Origin of the sequence: Planomonospora sp. ID82291 (assembly GCF_015711645.1) — a bacterium.
Lineage (GTDB): Bacteria > Actinomycetota > Actinomycetes > Streptosporangiales > Streptosporangiaceae > Planomonospora.
Genome location: NZ_JABTEX010000002.1, coordinates 338,846 through 355,557, shown reverse-complemented (window position 1 = coordinate 355,557; position 16,712 = coordinate 338,846). Strand labels below are relative to the sequence as shown.

Sequence of the window (16,712 nt, the reverse complement as noted above, 5' to 3'; positions counted from 1 at the left end):
ATGAGCCGAAAGGTTCAGACCACGCGACAGGGCCTTTTCCCTGCCCAGCCTCAGGACGTCACGTCGGGGCCCGCCGCCCGCACCCGGTCGACGTGCTGGAGCGCGTCCCGCAGATCGGCCAGCCAGGTGTCGGCGTGCCGGCCCACCAGGCGCACGCACCAGGCGAGCGCGTCACTGCGGCTGCGCGCCACTCCGGCGGCCACGAGGGTGTCCAGCACCCGGCGCTCGGACTGGCGCAGCCGCGTCATGACGGGGACCGACAGTGTGGTGAACATCACCCGCTCCCCCTCGACCGCGACCCCCCAGGAGACCTTCCGCCGGAACCGGTGCTCGGCCTCCAGGGCGACCTCGATGCGCCGCTCCCGGGTCTCCTCCCGGAAGCGCTGCACGGCGCCCTCCACGGCGGCGACCCGCTCCACCTCCGAGGAGCCCGCGGCGGACGCGGGCGGGCGGAGCGCACCCACCACCGTGATCTCCTCGCGGTCCAGGGTGATCTCGAGCGGACCGTCGAACCACTCCTCGGGCAGCCGGCCCGTGAACCAACCGCGCAGCTGCGCCTCTACTTCTTCGTTCTCCATGTAATGAAGATTACACCATTTCACAAAGATGGGCCGGGAAATATTTTGACACAAGCTAGATTTTGAGAGTTACTCTCAAATCATGGTTGCTATCATTTCTTCCCGTCGCTGGTGGGCCCTGGCCGCGCTGGTGCTGAGCGTTCTCGTCATCGGACTGGACGCGACGATCCTGAACGTCGCCCTGCCCACGCTCGCCGTGGACCTCGGCGCCTCGACCGGCGAGCTGCAGTGGATCGTGGACGCCTACCTGATCCCCTTCGCCGCCCTCCTCCTCCCCGCCGGCGTCCTCGGTGACCGCTTCGGCCGCAAGCGCCTCCTCCTGACCGGGCTGGCCGTCTTCGGCGCGGCCTCGCTCCTCGCCGCGACGGCCGGGGGTTCGGCGGCGCTCATCGCCGCCCGCGTACTCCTCGGCGCCGGGGGCGCCCTGATCATGCCGCTCTCCGTGTCGATCCTGCCGAGCCTCTTCCCTCCGCACGAGCGTTCGAAGGCCATCGCGGCCTGGTCGGCGGGGATGGCCCTCGGCCTGCCACTGGGACCGATCCTCGGCGGCTATCTGCTCGACCGCTTCCACTGGGGCTCGATCTTCCTGATCAACCTCCCCGTGGTGGCCGTCGCCCTGGCGGCGGCCGCGGTGCTGCTGCCGGAGTCGCGCGACGAGCGGCGGCCCCGCTTCGACCTGCCCGGCGCGCTGCTCTCGGTCGGCGGGCTCGCCGCGCTGGTCCACGGCGTGATCGAGGCGCCCTCGGCCGGCTGGACCTCACCCGCCGTGCTGGTCCCGCTCGCCGCCGGCGTGGTCCTGCTCACCGCGTTCGTCATGGTGGAGGCCCGCTCCCCCGCGCCCATGATGGACCTCCGCCTCTTCACCGACCGGGTCTTCCTGTGGGGCTCCGCCGGCGCGACCCTCGTCTCGCTGGCCATGATGGGCGTGCTGTTCGTGGTCCCGCTCCACCTCCAGGCCGTCCTGGGACACGACGCGTTCGGCACCGGGATCCGCGTCGTGCCCATGGTGCTCGGCCTGATGGCCGGCGGCCTGGCCGGCGAGCGCCTGCTGGGCCGGCTGAGCCTGCGTGTGCTCCTGCCGGCCGGCCTGGCGCTGCTCGCCGGCGGCCTCGCCCTCGGCGCCCTGACCGGCGCCTCCTCCGGATACGGCTTCATCGCCGTCTGGCTGACCGTGGCGGGGGCCGGCGTGGGGCTGGCGATGGTCCCGGCGATGGACGGCGTGCTGGCCGTACTGCCCCAGGAGCGGGTGGGCGCGGGCTCCGGCACGCTGCAGGCGCTGCGGCAGGTCGGCGGCGTGTTCGGCGTCGCCGGACTGGGCAGCCTGCTCTCCGCCGGCTACGCGGACGGGCTGCCCGGGGGCGCTCCGGAGGCCGCACGGGACTCCGTGGCCGCCGCCGTACGGCTCGGCGACCCCGCGCTCGCCGCCGCCGCCCGGGAGTCCTTCACCGGCGGCATGAGCGACGTACTGCTGGTGTGCGCGGCGCTGGCCGCGGCGGGCGCCGCGGCCGTGGCGGTGTTCATGCGCGCGGACGACGCGCGAGAATCTGCGCATGAGCTCACCTCCGCGCCCTGAGGGACTGCGCGAACGCAAGAAGGCCCGGACCCGGCGGACGATCCAGGAGCAGGCCCTGCGACTGTTCGCCGAGCAGGGCTACGAGGCGACGACGGTCGAGCAGATCGCGGAGGCCGCCGAGATCTCGCCCAGCACGTTCTTCCGCTACTTCCCCACCAAGGAGGACGTGGTCGTCCAGGACGACTACGACCCCGTCATGCTGGCCGCGCTGGCCGCCCAGCCCGCCGGCCTGGACCCGGTGCCCGCGCTGCGCGCCGCGATGCGCGAGGCGTTCGCGCAGATCCCCCCCGAGGAGGAGGAGCAGATCCGGGCCCGCACCAGGCTCCAGCTCAGCCACCCCGCGCTGCGCGCCCGCGCCGTCGACAACATGATCGCCACCATCGACGTGTTCACCCGGGCGCTCGCCGCGCGCATGGCCCCCGCCCCCGCCGACCGACCCGCCGCCGACCGCGTTCCCCCCGACCGACCCGCCGCCGACCTGCTCGCCCGGACGGCGGCCGGGGCGGTGGTCGGCGCCATGCTGGCCGCGCTGTTCTCCTGGGCCGGGAGCGACGGGACCCGCCCGCTGGCCGACATCGTCGACGAGACCCTCGCCCTCCTGGAGTCGGGCCTGCGTCCCTGACACGGCCGCGTCCGGCACGGCGACCGCGCCGCCCAGGGCCGGGGCCCGCGCGGAGACCCGGCTCAGCCCGCCCGTGCGGCGAGCTGCGGGCTGACGCGGACGGCCCCGGCGAAGTTCCGCGTGGAGACCGGGACGAGTTTGACCACGTCGCCCGTCCGCGGGGCGTGCAGCATCTTCCCGCCGCCCCAGTAGATCGCCACGTGCGAGACGTAGCCGGGGTTGGTCGGGTCGTGCCGCCAGAACAGCAGGTCGCCCGGCTGGGCCTGGGAGAGCGGGATCTGCGGACCCGACACGAACTGCTGGTGCGTCACCCGGGGGACCCGGACGCCCGCCTGCGCGTAGGCCCACTGCACCAGGCCGGAGCAGTCGAAGGTGTCCGGCCCCTCGGCGCCCCAGACGTACGGGCGGCCCAGCTTGCCGATCGCCGCGGTGAGCGCGGTCCGCACCTGGTCCGGGCTCATGAAGGCCGACACCGGCCAGACCTTCCGCGGCGCGGCCTTGAAGACCGGGTTGATCGCGACGACCTGGCTGCCCTTCGGCAGGACCTTGAGCAGGGCCGCGCGGAGCCGGGTCGAGTCGGCCTTCGGGGCGCTCACCACCAGGGCGTTGTTCTCCGGGATGCCGAGCTCGCGCGCCGTCCGCCGGGAGACCACCGCGTCGATGGCGCCCATGCCCATCGTGGCGTAGGCGCCCACCCGCAGGGCGCGCCCGCCGCTGGCGACGGTCCGGCCCAGCGCCAGGCCCCCGTCGTTGCCGAGGACGAAGGAGACGGCGACCTCTCCCGCCGCGACGTTGCGCCAGAGCTTGTCGGAGGTGGCGGTCGGCCGGGGCGTGTAGGCGCGGAACGTCGAGGGGTCCACCCCCAGCGTCTGCACCCGCTTGTCGTCCATCACGACCTCGGCGGCGTCGGCCCGCTCGATCGACCGGATCCCCTTGATCCGTGCCGCCCTCGCCACGACGGCGGAGCTCAGCGGCCGGTTCGCGACCACGAACAGGTGCGGCTTGCGCATCTCGGTCAGCGGGGCGACGGGCGGCGGGACCGCGGGGGACGGGACGCCGGAGGACGGGACGGACGCCGCGGCCGTCGTGGTGCGGGCCAGTTCCCGCCGGTCGGCGGACCGGCGGGCGGCGACGGTGTCCGCACCGCCGCGCTCCGGCGCCTGCTCCGGCATCCGGCTCAGCACCACCAGGTCCGCCGCCAGCACCGCGACCAGCAGGACCGCGACCGCCGGCACCGCGACCGCCGGGGCGGACCGCCCCGGCGCACCCCGGCCGCGTCCGCCGGGCCGCAGACGCGGGCGGTAGGCCAGGTCGCGGCAGACCTCCCGGACCACGTCGGAGACACGCGTCCGCCGCTCGAACACGCCGTCTCCCCCTCCGTCGAACTCCACCCGTTCCGCCCGGCCGTCCCCCTCGGACGGGGTCCGGCCCACGAGCCTGCCGTACTCCGCCGACGGATGCACGCGAACCCGCCGAAACAGTCACTACCCGCACCATGGTCACCGACGGGAATGGAAACTCCCCCGGAGACATGGCGATCCGCCGGGACCCTGTCCCGGCGGATCGGTCCAACCGTCCTCGTCGGTCAGTTGCCGCCGTTGTACGGCACGGCCTCCAGGATCTCCACCGTGTTGGAGCGGCCGTTCGGCATCGTGTAGGTGGCCTTCTCGCCGACCTTCTTGCCGTTGATCGCCGCGCCGAGCGGGGACTTGGGCGAGTAGACGTCGATCGGGGCGCCGCTCTCCTCGCGGGAGGCCAGCAGGAACGCCACCTCCTCGTCGTCGCCCTCGAACCGGACGGTGACGGTCATGCCGGGTCCGACGACGCCCTCGGTGCGCGGCGCCTCACCGACCTTGGCGGTGTCCAGGATCTGGCGGAGGTGGAAGATGCGGGCCTCCATCTTGCCCTGCTCGTCCTTGGCGGCGTGGTAGCCGCCGTTCTCCTTCAGGTCGCCCTCTTCGCGGGCGGCCTCGATCTTCTTGGCGATGTCGACGCGCCCGGGCCCCGAGAGGTATTCGAACTCCGCCTTCAGGCGGTCGTACGCCTCCTGAGTGAGCCAGGTGACGCTCTCGATGTGGGAGTCGGCCACGGGTTCTCCTTGCTTCCTCTGTGGGGCATCGTGCTGGGGATGAGCGGACGGTCGAATCTCGACAGGCTAACAAGTTAACCGCTCGAACGCTTCCCCAAATGTCTCACTATACGAGATAGCAGTATTCGACGTCAGCAGAAGTGGCCTGAGCACTGGTCTCTAGCCGTTCAGTAAGGCGGACATATCCCTCACCAGCGGGAATGTCCAGCTCGCGGCTCCCGACCTCCGCGTGGCCGACGTCCATGGCGCGCAACCGGCACACGGCCGCCCGGTCGGAGGGCTTGATCACCTCGAAGGTGATCTGCGCGGAGCCGGGCCGGCCGACGTCGAACGCGATGATCTGCTTGATGACCTCGGTCTCGCCCTTGGCCGCCCACATCACGTACCCCCACCCGCCCGCCGTCACCGCGCACAGGATCGCGATCACCACGTGGACGACGAAACGCCCCCGGCGCTCCGGCCGGTCGGGGAAGTCGCCCGGGGTGCCGAGGACGGGGCCCTCGAACCGGCCCTCGTCGGCCTCGTTGGTGGCCATGACGGAATCTCCCTGCACTACCTCGGCGTTATCCGAGACAATTGTCCCTTGCGGGGGCCCCGCTCTCGCGACCGCCATAGAGAAACTAGCCTCTTCCTGGAGTGATCCAGGCCAAGCCGCGAGGCCGGCGGGGGTCCGAGCCGCACCACTGAAAGAGGAGACGTCGAGCCGTGAGTGCACCGCTGAGGCTGATGGCCGTTCACGCGCATCCCGACGATGAGTCGAGCAAGGGCGCCGCCACGATGGCACGCTACGTCGCCGAAGGCGTGGACGTGCTCGTGTGCACCCTCACCGGGGGGGAGCGGGGCTCGATCCTGAACCCCAAGATGGACCGCCCCGACATCCTTGAGAACATCGGCGAGGTGCGGCGCCTGGAGATGGAGCGGGCGCGCGAGATCCTCGGGGTGAAGCAGCGTTTCCTCGGTTTCGTCGACTCCGGCCTGCCCGATGACGAGACCGAGCCGCTGCCGGAGGGATGCTTCGCGTTGCAGCCCCTGGAGGTCGCCTCGGCGCCGCTGGTCGCCGCGGTCCGCGAGTTCCGGCCGCACGTCATCCTGACCTACGACGACGACGGCGGCTACCCGCACCCCGACCACATCATGACCAACCGCGTCTCGGTGGAGGCCTTCGAGGCCGCCGGCGACCCCGACCGCTACCCCGAGGCGGGCGAGCCCTGGCAGCCGCTGAAGCTCTACTACCACATGGGCTTCACCAAGGACCGGTTCGAGGCGCTGCACGAGGCCATGACCGCGCGCGGCATCGGCTCGCCGTACGCCGACTGGATCGCCCGCTGGGAGGACCGCCCGCAGAAGTGGCCGGTGACCAGCCGCGTCCCGTGCGGCGACTACTTCGAGGTCCGCGACGAGGCCCTGCTCGCGCACGCCACGCAGGTCGACCCCGACGGGTTCTGGTTCGTCTGCCCGCGCGACCTGCAGCGCGAGATCTGGCCGACCGAGGACTACCACCTGGCCCGTTCCCTGGTGGACACCGAGCTGCCCGAGGACGACCTCTTCGCCGGCATCCACGCCGACGAGGTGAGCCACGCCTCCCGCCCCTGAACCGACCGCGGACCCGCGGTGGCAGACTTGACGCGTGATTGCATTCGACACCGTCCCCAAGGGTGACGTCAGCCCGGGCCTCCTGGGGTTCCTGGTCGTGGCGGCGCTGGGCCTCGCGCTCTTCCTGCTCGTCAAGTCGATGAGGAAGCAGATCTCGAAGATCGAGCTACCCTCCGAGACCGACCGGGAGGACGCGGACGGCACGCCGAACGGCGCCACCCGGGCCCCGTAGGCCCGGCGCCCGTACGGCGGGCCGTCAGTCGCCGAGCGCGTCCGACGACGACCAGGCCCGCTCCAGCGCCCGGGGCAGGCCCCAGTGGCCCAGCGGGGTGAGGATCCCGCTGCCGTCGACGACGCCCAGCGACCGCCACAGGGGCGTGACCGCGCCGAACAGCGCCTCGGTCGCCTCCAGGTCCTCCGGCTCGTCCATGTCGACGTCGATGTCGTCGGACTCGGCGATGAGCCGCGCGATCCGCTCGGGCGAAGCCAGCACCCCGGGGCCGCGCCTGGCCAGCGCGGCCACCGCGGCCAGCCAGTCGGCGTGGTGGATCGCGCACAACGAGGCCAGCGCCGTGTCCTCGGCGCCGAACCCGCCCTCCGCGTCGGCGGTCTCCTCCACCCCGTCGTCGTCCTCCACCCCGTCGTCGTCCTCCGGCAGGTCGGAGACCGGTCCGGCGATGCCGGCCGCGACGGCCAGCCAGAGCTCCTCGTCGTCGGCGGGCAGCGGCCCGTCGCCGTACCCGGCGCACGCCCGCAGCACGCTCCCGGGATACCCGGGGTCGGCCAGCACCGCGCGCAGCCGTGCGCAGGCGGCCCGCAGCTCGGCCTCGGGCCGCACCGGATCGGGCAGTCCGGCCAGGATGCGCCGCAGCTCGTCGAGGGCGAAGGCCTCCTCCTCGTCCCAGGCCGCGAACAGCTCCTCGTCCTGCTCGTCGCTCACCGCCGGCCCGGGGACCCGGCCGTCGGGCAGCGGGCCGGACAGCCACGCCTCCTGCAGGTCCTCGTAGGCCGTGCGGGCCGCCGCGTCGCCCCGGGCGAGCGCGTCCGGGTCGATCTCCCCCGCCGCGACCAGCTCCTCCAGCCGGGCGACCAGCCGGCCGAACATCTCCCCGGCGACCGGTCCCCGCTCGTCCTCCTCCGGCCAGACGAAGAAGCTCCGGGTCAGCAGCAGCGGCTCGGTCCCGGTGGCCTCCAGCCAGCGCTGCACGTCGCCGATGGTCGCGCTCCCGGACTCGATCGCCCCCAGCGTCGCCCTGGCCGACTCCCAGAAGACCGCCGAGAGCGGGTTGCCCGCCGCCAGCATGGCCCGCCGCAGGTCGCCGAGGGCCACCAGCGCCACCCCCGAGGGCACCGCCAGGAGCGCGCGGGCCACGTCGCGCCGGGTCAGCTCCGACGCCGGACGCCCCGCGTGCACACAGATGAAGTCGAGGTCCACGCCCGGTGAGCCTACGCCCCTCCCGCCTCCGGCGGGAGGACGGCCGCATCGGAACCCCCCAGGATGTCCGGCTCCGACGGAAAGGGTCGTACAGCGCGCAACCTGTCGGCCACGTCCTACAACCGGGTCACCACCAAGTCCGCGTTCCCCGTTCCTCGCGGGTAGAAGGCGAGGTTGTTGCGCGCGACGAGAGGACTCCAAGCGGTTTCGGTGAAATTCGCTGCGGTTTGCGCCCTGAAGGGGTGCGTGGACCTCGCCGAAACCAGGCTCCACGGACGTCGACGACCAGCCCGGGAGGCGCCCGGTGCACAACCACGAGCCCGCCGACCACCACTACCCGTTCTGCCACCTCACCTCGGACCCGGAACCCGAGGTGGTCTACCGCGACGAGCGCGTCTTCGCGATGATCTGCCCCCCTGGTGGCCGCGGAACGCGGGACATCTGCTGATCATCCCCATCGCCCTGATCCCTGAATCCGATCTCGTTGCCGGGTCATGGCCCGGTCCACGGCTTCACCGATGGCATCGACGGTGGTCTGGGCACACCGCGGGTAATCCTCGTACTTCGCCGCGTGCCAGACCCGCTCGATGTCGTTCAACTCCGGACTGCGCGGCGGCAGGGAGAGCAGCCCCACCCCGATCTCGGCCAGTTGCTCTCGTCTGCCCCTGAACGCCTTGGCCACGTGCGCCGAGGCATCGTCCAGCAGTACGGTCCGGGACACCACCGCCCGCCGCCCGAGGCGCGACCAGGTGTAACCGGTGGGCAGCGCGAATTACCCGCCTTCCATTAATCAATGCGATTTCATGATGCGAGTAATAAAATCATCAGGGAAGGGGCCATCAGTGGCGATCGACTCGCAACCGATTCCGGAAACGCTGGCCGATCTAGCGGAACGCGGTGTCCCCGCCGGGCTTCCCAGCGTCATCGAATGCATCGAGCAGAACCTCATCTGCCTCATCGCCTATGCCCGAATCTCCGACACCCGCACAGGCAAGAACGAAACCGGCGGTGTCTCCACCCAGCACGGGAGCATGCGCGCCCGCATACGCCGTTTGGGCCCTCAGTACCTCATCGTCCGCCGCTACACAGACAACGGCCTGTCGAGCGCGAAAGACGAATACCGGCCCGACTTCGAAGCCATGCTCTCCGACCTCGCCCGCGGAACGACGCCGGAAGGCTATCCCGTCGGCGGAGTCATCACCGTCGACGAGGACCGCATCTACCGTCTCCCCTCGCAGCGGGAGCGCTTCATCGCGGCCTTCCGCAGCCGGCCCGGACGGCACTTCATCGACCACGCCGGTGATCAAGACCTGTACGTCGAAGGTTCCGAGATCCGTGGTCTGGCCAGCATCACCATCTCCATGGGCGAGATCCGCAAGAAGAAGGCTCGCACCCGGCTCTGGCACGAAGGCCTCGCCATACGCGGCATCCCTCATACCGGAGGCAGGCCCTTCGGCTTCTCAGCCGACGGCATGAAACTCGACCCCGTCGAATCCCCGGTGGTACGCAGAGCGATCGAAGCGTGCATCGACGGAAAATCCTGGGGATCCATCACGCGAATCTTCCAAGAGTCCGGCATTCCCACGCGCAAGGGTGGGCCCTGGCGCGACCAGACCGTCAAACAGATCGTCCGAAACCCCAGGAACGCCGGCCTGCGCGTCATCGACGGAGAGATCTACGTCGATGACCGCACAGGTAAGCCCAAGATCGGAGAATGGGAGACCGTTTGCAGCGCCGAGGAGATCTACAAGGTCTGGGAACGCGGTAAACCACGCATCCGAAGGCCGGACCGAGGCGCCCCACCGCCCCGCGAAGACGAGCGCACCTGGACGACCGCTCCACGCGAGGCACTCAGCACGGACAAGGCGACTAAATACCTGCTCTCCGGCATCTTGAGCTGCGGAAAGATCATCCCTGGCACCGGCCGCATGTGCATGGCCAAACTCCGCGGAAGTCCCGACAAGCGCAGCAAGTCCGGGTACGTCTACGTCTGCCCGCCCAAAACCAGTGCTGGTTGCTCAGGAGTCGGCCGCTCGGGCGCGGCACTGGACGAGTTGATCACCAACCTGGTGAAGGCCGAGCTCAAGGAGCGTGCAGCCCTTGCCGCCCCGGAGCCCGCATGGGAGAAGGACGAACTCCTCCAGGAACTCGACCGGAAGCTCAACGCACTCGCGCAGCGGTGGGTCGCCAGCAAGATCAGCGATGACTGCCACTTCCGGCTCACCGCGAAGATTGAAGATCATCTGAAAGAGCTTCAGCTAGAGCGTGCCGACTGGACGGCCAAGCAGACGGAGGCGCATCTCCTCTCCGGAGACATCGACCATCTCTGGGATAACGCCATGGACCTGCGTCAGCGACGCGCCACGATCAAGGGCATGTTCACCGCCGTCATCGTTCACCCCGTCGGCAGGGGTGTGAAGACCGCCTCAGCCAAGGACATCAAGATCGTATGGAGAGAGGGTCGCCAGACGCCTGTCAATGAGGTTCATCGGAAGTGAACGCCCAGCCGGCTGCCTGACCGTTGTCGCTTCTTGCCTGCCCACCCCGGCGAGGAGGCAGGCCGCTCAGCAATCCGCACATCCAACCGACCCGTCGTCCTGGCCCTTCTCCGGGGTCATGATGATCACGGCCATGGTGGTGTGACATGCTGAGGTCATGAATCAGCTCGGTAGAGAGACGTCTCCCTACCTCCTACAGCACGCCGCCAATCCGGTGGATTGGCGGCCGTGGGGGAAGGAGGCGATGCTGGAAGCGCGAAGGCGGGACGTACCACTGCTGATTTCGATCGGCTACTCGTCCTGCCATTGGTTACCCCGCTTCTAGCATCCCGTCATTCTTGGTGCCATGTCATGGCGCACGAGTCGTTCGAGGACGCCGGCACCGCCGAGCTGATGAACGAGCACTTCGTCAACGTCAAGGTGGACCGCGAGGAGCGGCCCGACGTGGACGCGGTCTACATGGCGGCCACGCAGGCGATGACCGGCCACGGCGGCTGGCCGATGACGGTCTTCGCCACGCCGGAGGGCCACCCCTTCTACACCGGCACCTACTTCCCCCGGCCGCAGTTCCAGCGCCTGCTCGTCGGGGTCTCGAACGCCTGGCGCAACGACCGCGAGGCCGTCCTCACCCAGGGCTCGAAGATCGTCGAGGCGCTGAACGAGCACACCGCGTTCCCGGCCGGCCCGGTCCCCTCGGCCGAGACGCTGGAGGAGGCGGTGCGCGGCCTGGCCGAGTCCTTCGACCCGGTCCGCGGCGGTTTCGGCGGGGCGCCCAAGTTCCCGCCGTCGATGGTGCTGGAGTTCCTGCTCCGGCACGGCGGGCCGGACGCGCTCCGCATGGCCGGGCGCACGCTGGAGGCCATGGCCCGGGGCGGCATCTACGACCAGCTCGCCGGGGGGTTCGCCCGCTACAGCGTGGACGCCGGGTGGGTCGTGCCGCACTTCGAGAAGATGCTCTACGACAACGCGCTGCTGCTGCGGGTCTACGCGCACTGGTGGCGCGCCACCGGCTCGGTGCTGGGCCGGCGGGTGGCCCTGGAGACCGCCGACTGGCTGCTGTCGGAGATGCGCACCCCGCAGGGCGGCTTCGCCTCGGCCCTGGACGCCGACAGCGAAGGCGTGGAGGGCAGGTTCTACGCCTGGACGCCCGAGGAGCTGCGCGAGGTCCTGGGGCCCGACGACGGCGACTGGGCGGTCGGGCTGTTCGCGGTGACCGGGACCTTCGAGCACGGCACCTCGGTGCTCCAGCTCCCCGCCGACCCCGACGACCCCGCCCGGTTCGAACGGGTGCGCGCCGCCCTGCTGCGGGCCCGCTCCCGGCGGGTGCGGCCGGGCCGGGACGACAAGGTCGTCGCCGCCTGGAACGGTCTGGCCGTCGCCGCGCTCGCCGAGGCCGGAGCGCTGTTCGACCGGCCCGACCTGGTGGCGGCGGCCCGGGAGGCGGCCCTGCTCCTGGACGGGCTGCACCTGGACGGCGACCGGCTGCTGCGCACCTCGCGCGACGGCCGGGCGGGCGGGCACGCGGGCGTCCTGGAGGACTACGCGGACCTGGCGGAGGGACTGCTCGCGCTCTACGCGGTGACCGGGGAGGTCCGCTGGTTCCGGCGCGCCGGGGCGCTGCTGGACACCGTGCTCGACCGCTTCTCCGACGGCTCCGGCGGGTTCTTCGACACTGCCGACGACGCCGAGCGGCTGTTCCAGCGGCCCCAGGACCCCACCGACAACGCCACGCCCTCGGGGCGGTTCGCCGCGGCCGGGGCCCTGCTCTCCTACGCGGCGCTGACCGGTTCCGCCCGCCACCGGGAGGCCGCGGAGGCGGCCCTCGGCACGGTGAGCGTGCTGGCCCCCCGGCACGCCCGGTTCGCCGGATGGGGCCTGGCCGTGGCGCAGGCGGCCGTCGCCGGTCCCGTCGAGGTCGCGGTCGTGGGCCCCGCGGACGACCCGGCCACCGCCGCGCTGCACCGGGCCGCGCTGCTGTCGGCCGTGCCCGGCCTGGTCGTCGCGCTGGGCGAGCCCGGTTCGTCCGGGGTGCCGCTGCTGGAGGGCCGGGGGCCGGTCGGCGGTTCCCCCGCGGCGTACGTGTGCCGGGGCTTCACCTGCCGGATGCCGGTCACCACCCCGGACGCGCTCAGGACGGAGCTGGGCGACGCCGCCCGGACCTCCTGAGAGGGGCGCCCTCCGTCCCGGGCGTCTCCGGGGCGGAGAACCGTTCCTCAGCGGAGGACCGCTCCGCGGCGGGGATCCCGGCGGGCCCGCGTCCCCGGCGCCGGCGTCCCCGGCGTGCCCCCGGTCAGCCCACCGGGACCGCGGCCTGGCCGGTGGACTCCACGCCGGTCCCGTCCCCGGAGCCGCCGCCTGTCCCGGTCCCTGTCCCGGTCCCTGTCCCTGTCCCGTCTCCCGTCCCGTCCCCGGGGCCGGGCTCCGGGTCGTCCGGGGCGGGGACCGTCGGCTCGTCCGGCGGCGGAGGGGCGGTCGGCCGCCCCGGGTCGGGAACGTCCGGCTCGTCGGGGGCGGGCGCGGTCGGCTCGTCCGGTGTCGGAGAGGCCGGCTCCTCCGGGACGGGGTCGCCCCAGTGACCGGGGTCGCCGGTGCCGACCTCGGGGTCGCCCCAGTGGCCCGGGGTGTCGTCGGTGGAGGGGGCGGAGTGGCCGTGGGAGGACGGCTCGGGGAACGTCTCGACGGGCTTGCCGGCCATCGCCTCGGCCATGAAGGCGCGCCAGATCTGGGCGGGGTACTGCCCGCCGGACTGGGCCGCGCCGCCCACGACCACCGGCTTGTTGTCGTCGCGGAACATGTCCACCGCGACCGACAGCTGCGGGGTGAAGCCGGTGAACCAGGCGGACGCGGACTCGTCCGTGGTGCCGGTCTTGCCGGCCGCCGGGCGGTCGTGCAGGCGGGCCGCCGTACCGGTACCGCCCGTGACCACCTGGGTCAGCGCGTAGGTGACGTCGGCGGCGGTCCGCTCGGAGAAGACCCGCTCACCCTTCTCCGTGATCTTCAGCTTGCCCTCGGTGCCGGTGATCGAGCGGATCACGTGGGCCCGGCGGTGCACGCCGTCCGCGGCGAAGACGGCGAATCCGGAGGCGTTCTGCACGGCGCTCACCGAGGCCACGCCCAGCGGCAGCGTGGGCGCGGCCTGGTGGGGGGTGAGCTGGTCGACGGGGATGCCCGCGGCCTCGGCGGCCTCGGTCACCTTGTCCAGGCCGACCTTCTGGCCGAGGTCGACGAAGGCGGTGTTCACCGAGTGGCGCATGGCCCGCACCAGGTCGACCCTGCCGTAGGAGGCGCCGCCGGAGTTGGGGATGGCCTCGGGGGCGGAGGCGACCCGCATCGGCGAGTTCCCCTCGACCCGGGTGCCGAGGCCGAGGCCGTTCTCCAGGGCCGCGGCCAGCACGTAGGCCTTGAAGGTGGATCCGGCCGGCACCTCGGCGGAGAAGGCGTTGTCGAACTTGTTGGCGTCGTAGTCCCGCCCGCCGTAGAAGGCGGCGACCTCGCCGGTCGCGGGGTCGACGGCGGCCAGGCCGGTGCGGACCTTCTTCGGGGTGTCCTCCGGCAGGACCGAGGTGACGGCCCGCTCGGCGGCCTCCATCAGCTTCTTGTCGAACGTCGAGACGATCTTCAGTCCGCCCTGGTTGACGTCCTCGTCGGTGTAGCCCCGGCGGCGCAGCTCGGCCATGACCTGGTCGAGCATGTAGCCCTCCTGGCCCTCGGGCTCGAAGACGTCCCGGGGCTTCTTCAGCTTGGGGAACCCGGCCTTCGCGGCCTCGGCCGGGGTGATCGCGCCGGTCGTGACCATGCCGCCGACCACCCAGCTCCAGCGGGACCGGGCCGCGGCCAGGTCGTCGCCCCGGGGGTCGGCGAACCTGGTCGGCTGCTGGATCACCGTGGCGAGGTAGGCGCCCTCGGAGAGGGTGAGGTCGGAGACGTCCTTGCGGAAGTAGGCGTCCGCCGCGGCCTGCACGCCGTGCGCGCCCCGGCCGAAGTAGATCGTGTTGAGGTACTGCTCCAGCACCCAGTCCTTGGACTTCGAGCGGTCCACCTTGAGGGAGATCATGATCTCTTTGAGCTTGCGGACCGCGGAGCGCTCCTGGCTGAGGCCGCTGTAGTAGTTGCGGACCATCTGCTGGGTGATCGTCGAGCCGCCCTGCAGCTGCCGTCCGCTGACCGTCGACCACACGGCGCGGGCGGTGCCCCGCAGCGAGACGCCCTGGTCCTGGTAGAACGAGCGGTTCTCGGCGGCGATGACGGCGTTCCTGAGGTGCCGCGGGACCTTGTCCAGCGCGACGGCCCGGCGGTTGACGCCCTGCTTGGCGAGCACGGTCCTGCCGTCGCGGTAGTAGATCACCGATCCCTGCGCGGTGGCCGCGGCCTGCGTGCTCTCCGGGATGGGGGTCATCGCCCACGCCACGGCGAACAGGCCGAGCAGCGCCACGACGCCGGCTCCGAAGACGACCAGCGCGACCCGCAGGAACCTCCTCCTGCGCGGTCGCGCCTTCCCTGCGCCCTTCGACAAGCGTGCCCCCGATCCGGCTCCGCGGCCGACCCCCCGCCCGCCGCGCGAACCGTTAAGGGTAAACGGTGGATAACGGTGCCTGATTCCCTCTTGGGATGGTACGGCTAGCCCTCTGCCCGATGGGGGACCTCTGACACCAAAGGCATCACCCGATAGGGCACAGGTGTGTCCAAGGCGATCACCGAGGAGGTCCTGACCACGCCCCGGACGTCGACGATCCGGTCGATCACCCGCTGCAGGTCGGCGTTGCTGCGCGCCACCACCCGGCAGTGCATGTCGTCGCCCCCGGTGATCGTGTGCACCTCCAGCACCTGCGGGATGGCCGCGAGCTGGACGGCGACCGGGTCGTGCCCGCTGACCTGGCGGATCTGCAGCGTGACGAAGGCGGTCACGTCGTAGCCGAGCGCGGCGGGATCGACGTCGGGGCCGAATCCGGTGATCACGCCCCGGGCGGTCAGCCGGTCGAGGCGGGCCTGGACGGTCCCCCGCGCCACCCCGAGCCGGCGCGAGCACTCCAGCACGCCGAGCCGGGGCTCGGCGGCCAGCAGGGTGATGAGCCGGGCGTCGAGCCCGTCGATCGTCATGATGTCCAACCACTCCTCGCTGACCAGCGGGTAACCGGGCAGATTGACCACCAGAACAAGTAACTCTTGCGCAGTAAGACCATTGAAACCGACAGTATCCGCATGAGCGACATCTTTCCTGTGAACGGCATGGACGCCGTGGTCTTCGCCGTCGGCAACGCCAAGCAGGCCGCCCACTACTACTCCACCGCGTTCGGCATGCGGCTGGTGGCCTACCGCGGCCCCGAGAACGGCAGCCGCGACGAGGTGGCCTATGTCCTCACCTCCGGCAGCGCCCGCTTCGAGCTCCGGGGCTCGCTGCGGCCGGGCACCGACCTGGCCCGGCACGTGGCCGAGCACAGCGACGGTGTGATCGACCTGGCCATCGAGGTCCCCGACGTGGAGGCCGCCTACACCCACGCGCTCGCCCAGGGCGCGCGCGGGCTGGCCGAGCCGCACACGCTGGAGGACGAGCACGGCAAGGTGGTCCTCGCCGCCATCGCCACCTACGGCGAGACCCGGCACACCCTGGTCGACCGCGCCAACTACAGCGGGCCGTACCTGCCCGGCTACGTCGCGGCCGAGCCGCTCGTCGCCCCGCCGGATGTCAGGAACGGCCGGCTGTTCCAGGCCGTCGACCACTGCGTCGGGAACGTGGAGCTCGGCCGGATGGACGAGTGGGTGGAGTTCTACAAGCGGGTCATGGGCTTCACCAACATGGCGGAGTTCATCGGCGACGACATCGCCACCGAGTACTCGGCGCTGATGTCCAAGGTGGTCGCGGACGGCACCCGCAAGGTGAAGTTCCCGCTCAACGAGCCGGCGGTCGCCAAGAAGAGGTCCCAGATCGACGAGTACCTGGAGTTCTACGGCGGCCCCGGCGTGCAGCACATCGCGCTGGCCACCAACGACATCCTGACCACGGTCGACCACATGCGCGCGGCCGGGGTGCAGTTCCTGGACACGCCCGACTCCTACTACGACGACCCGGAGCTGCGCGAGCGCATCGGCGAGGTCCGCGCGCCGATCGAGGAGCTGAAGAAGCGCCGGATCCTGGTCGACCGCGACGAGGACGGCTACCTGCTGCAGATCTTCACCAAGCCGGTGCAGGACCGCCCGACGGTCTTCTTCGAGCTCATCGAGCGGCACGGCTCCCTGGGCTTCGGCAAGGGCAACTTCAAGGCCCTGTTCGAGGCCATCGAGCGCGAGCAGGAGCGCCGCGGCAACCTCTGACGGCCTGACCCGGCC

General features: G+C 71.5%; 15 protein-coding genes and 1 pseudogene. 8 read left to right on the top strand and 8 right to left on the bottom strand.

Translation table 11 applies throughout. From position 1 onward, the window contains the following. Positions 1-50: 50 nt before the first annotated feature. Positions 51-578 (bottom strand): hypothetical protein, encoded by a 528-nt coding sequence (locus HS045_RS12575; RefSeq protein ID WP_196451474.1) that lies wholly within the window; start codon positions 576-578, stop codon positions 51-53. Positions 579-660: 82 nt separating this feature from the next. On the opposite strand from HS045_RS12575, the gene HS045_RS12570 reads away from it, so the two are divergent. Beyond that, positions 661-2,151 (top strand): MFS transporter, encoded by a 1,491-nt coding sequence (locus tag HS045_RS12570; RefSeq protein WP_230884012.1) that lies wholly within the window; start codon positions 661-663, stop codon positions 2,149-2,151. Beyond that, positions 2,129-2,773 carry a TetR family transcriptional regulator gene (locus HS045_RS12565; protein WP_196451473.1) on the top strand — a complete coding sequence of 215 codons (645 nt, stop codon included), beginning with the start codon at positions 2,129-2,131 and terminating at the stop codon, positions 2,771-2,773. Before HS045_RS12570 ends, HS045_RS12565 begins: the two co-directional genes overlap by 23 nt. Positions 2,774-2,835: 62 nt before the next feature. Here HS045_RS12565 and HS045_RS36125 read toward each other — a convergent pair whose 3' ends face one another. The 3 genes from HS045_RS36125 to HS045_RS12550 form a co-directional block, all read right to left on the bottom strand. After that, entirely contained in the window at positions 2,836-4,236 is a 1,401-nt protein-coding gene (locus HS045_RS36125; protein WP_196451472.1) for a C40 family peptidase, read from the bottom strand. Positions 4,237-4,358: 122 nt separating this feature from the next. Beyond that, positions 4,359-4,862, bottom strand: a complete 504-nt coding sequence (gene greA / locus HS045_RS12555) for a transcription elongation factor GreA (protein WP_068901175.1) — start codon at positions 4,860-4,862, stop codon at positions 4,359-4,361. 106 nt (positions 4,863-4,968) lie between these two features. After that, positions 4,969-5,397 (bottom strand): DUF4307 domain-containing protein, encoded by a 429-nt coding sequence (locus tag HS045_RS12550; RefSeq protein WP_196451471.1) that lies wholly within the window; start codon positions 5,395-5,397, stop codon positions 4,969-4,971. A 170-nt stretch (positions 5,398-5,567) separates the two neighbouring features. Between HS045_RS12550 and mca the strand changes: the two genes are divergently transcribed. Both mca and HS045_RS12540 read left to right on the top strand, forming a co-directional pair. Beyond that, positions 5,568-6,455: a mycothiol conjugate amidase Mca gene (mca, locus tag HS045_RS12545; protein ID WP_196451470.1), complete on the top strand. Its 888-nt coding sequence runs from the start codon at positions 5,568-5,570 to the stop codon at positions 6,453-6,455. A 34-nt stretch (positions 6,456-6,489) separates the two neighbouring features. Next, the gene (locus tag HS045_RS12540) at positions 6,490-6,687 is read left to right on the top strand and encodes a hypothetical protein (RefSeq protein ID WP_196451469.1); all 198 of its coding nucleotides are present in this window, start codon (positions 6,490-6,492) and stop codon (positions 6,685-6,687) included. A gap of 24 nt (positions 6,688-6,711) precedes the next feature. Here the strand turns inward: HS045_RS12540 and HS045_RS12535 are convergent, their stop codons facing one another. Next, on the bottom strand, positions 6,712-7,890 hold the full coding sequence (locus HS045_RS12535; RefSeq protein ID WP_196451468.1) for a hypothetical protein: 1,179 nt from the start codon (positions 7,888-7,890) through the stop codon (positions 6,712-6,714). Between the two features lie 304 nt (positions 7,891-8,194). On the opposite strand from HS045_RS12535, the gene HS045_RS12530 reads away from it, so the two are divergent. Continuing rightward, the gene (locus HS045_RS12530) at positions 8,195-8,338 is read left to right on the top strand and encodes a hypothetical protein (protein ID WP_196451466.1); all 144 of its coding nucleotides are present in this window, start codon (positions 8,195-8,197) and stop codon (positions 8,336-8,338) included. On the opposite strand, the gene HS045_RS12525 is transcribed toward HS045_RS12530, so the two are convergent. Continuing rightward, positions 8,339-8,611 carry a transposase gene (locus HS045_RS12525; protein WP_307827598.1) on the bottom strand — a complete coding sequence of 91 codons (273 nt, stop codon included), beginning with the start codon at positions 8,609-8,611 and terminating at the stop codon, positions 8,339-8,341. 121 nt (positions 8,612-8,732) lie between these two features. Between HS045_RS12525 and HS045_RS12520 the strand changes: the two genes are divergently transcribed. Both HS045_RS12520 and HS045_RS12515 read left to right on the top strand, forming a co-directional pair. After that, a complete protein-coding gene (locus HS045_RS12520; RefSeq protein ID WP_196451463.1) occupies positions 8,733-10,388 on the top strand; it encodes a recombinase family protein in 1,656 nt (551 codons plus the stop codon). A gap of 157 nt (positions 10,389-10,545) precedes the next feature. Then, positions 10,546-12,554, top strand: a pseudogene (locus HS045_RS12515) (thioredoxin domain-containing protein). A gap of 124 nt (positions 12,555-12,678) precedes the next feature. On the opposite strand, the gene HS045_RS12510 reads toward HS045_RS12515, so the two are convergent. Together HS045_RS12510 and HS045_RS12505 are read right to left on the bottom strand one after the other, a co-directional pair. Continuing rightward, entirely contained in the window at positions 12,679-14,901 is a 2,223-nt protein-coding gene (locus HS045_RS12510; protein ID WP_196451462.1) for a transglycosylase domain-containing protein, read from the bottom strand. Positions 14,902-15,005: 104 nt separating this feature from the next. Next, positions 15,006-15,485 carry an Lrp/AsnC family transcriptional regulator gene (locus HS045_RS12505; RefSeq protein WP_196452750.1) on the bottom strand — a complete coding sequence of 160 codons (480 nt, stop codon included), beginning with the start codon at positions 15,483-15,485 and terminating at the stop codon, positions 15,006-15,008. A 102-nt stretch (positions 15,486-15,587) separates the two neighbouring features. On the opposite strand from HS045_RS12505, the gene hppD reads away from it, so the two are divergent. After that, positions 15,588-16,697 (top strand): 4-hydroxyphenylpyruvate dioxygenase, encoded by a 1,110-nt coding sequence (gene hppD / locus HS045_RS12500; RefSeq protein WP_196451461.1) that lies wholly within the window; start codon positions 15,588-15,590, stop codon positions 16,695-16,697. The last annotated feature ends 15 nt before the right edge of the window (positions 16,698-16,712 follow it).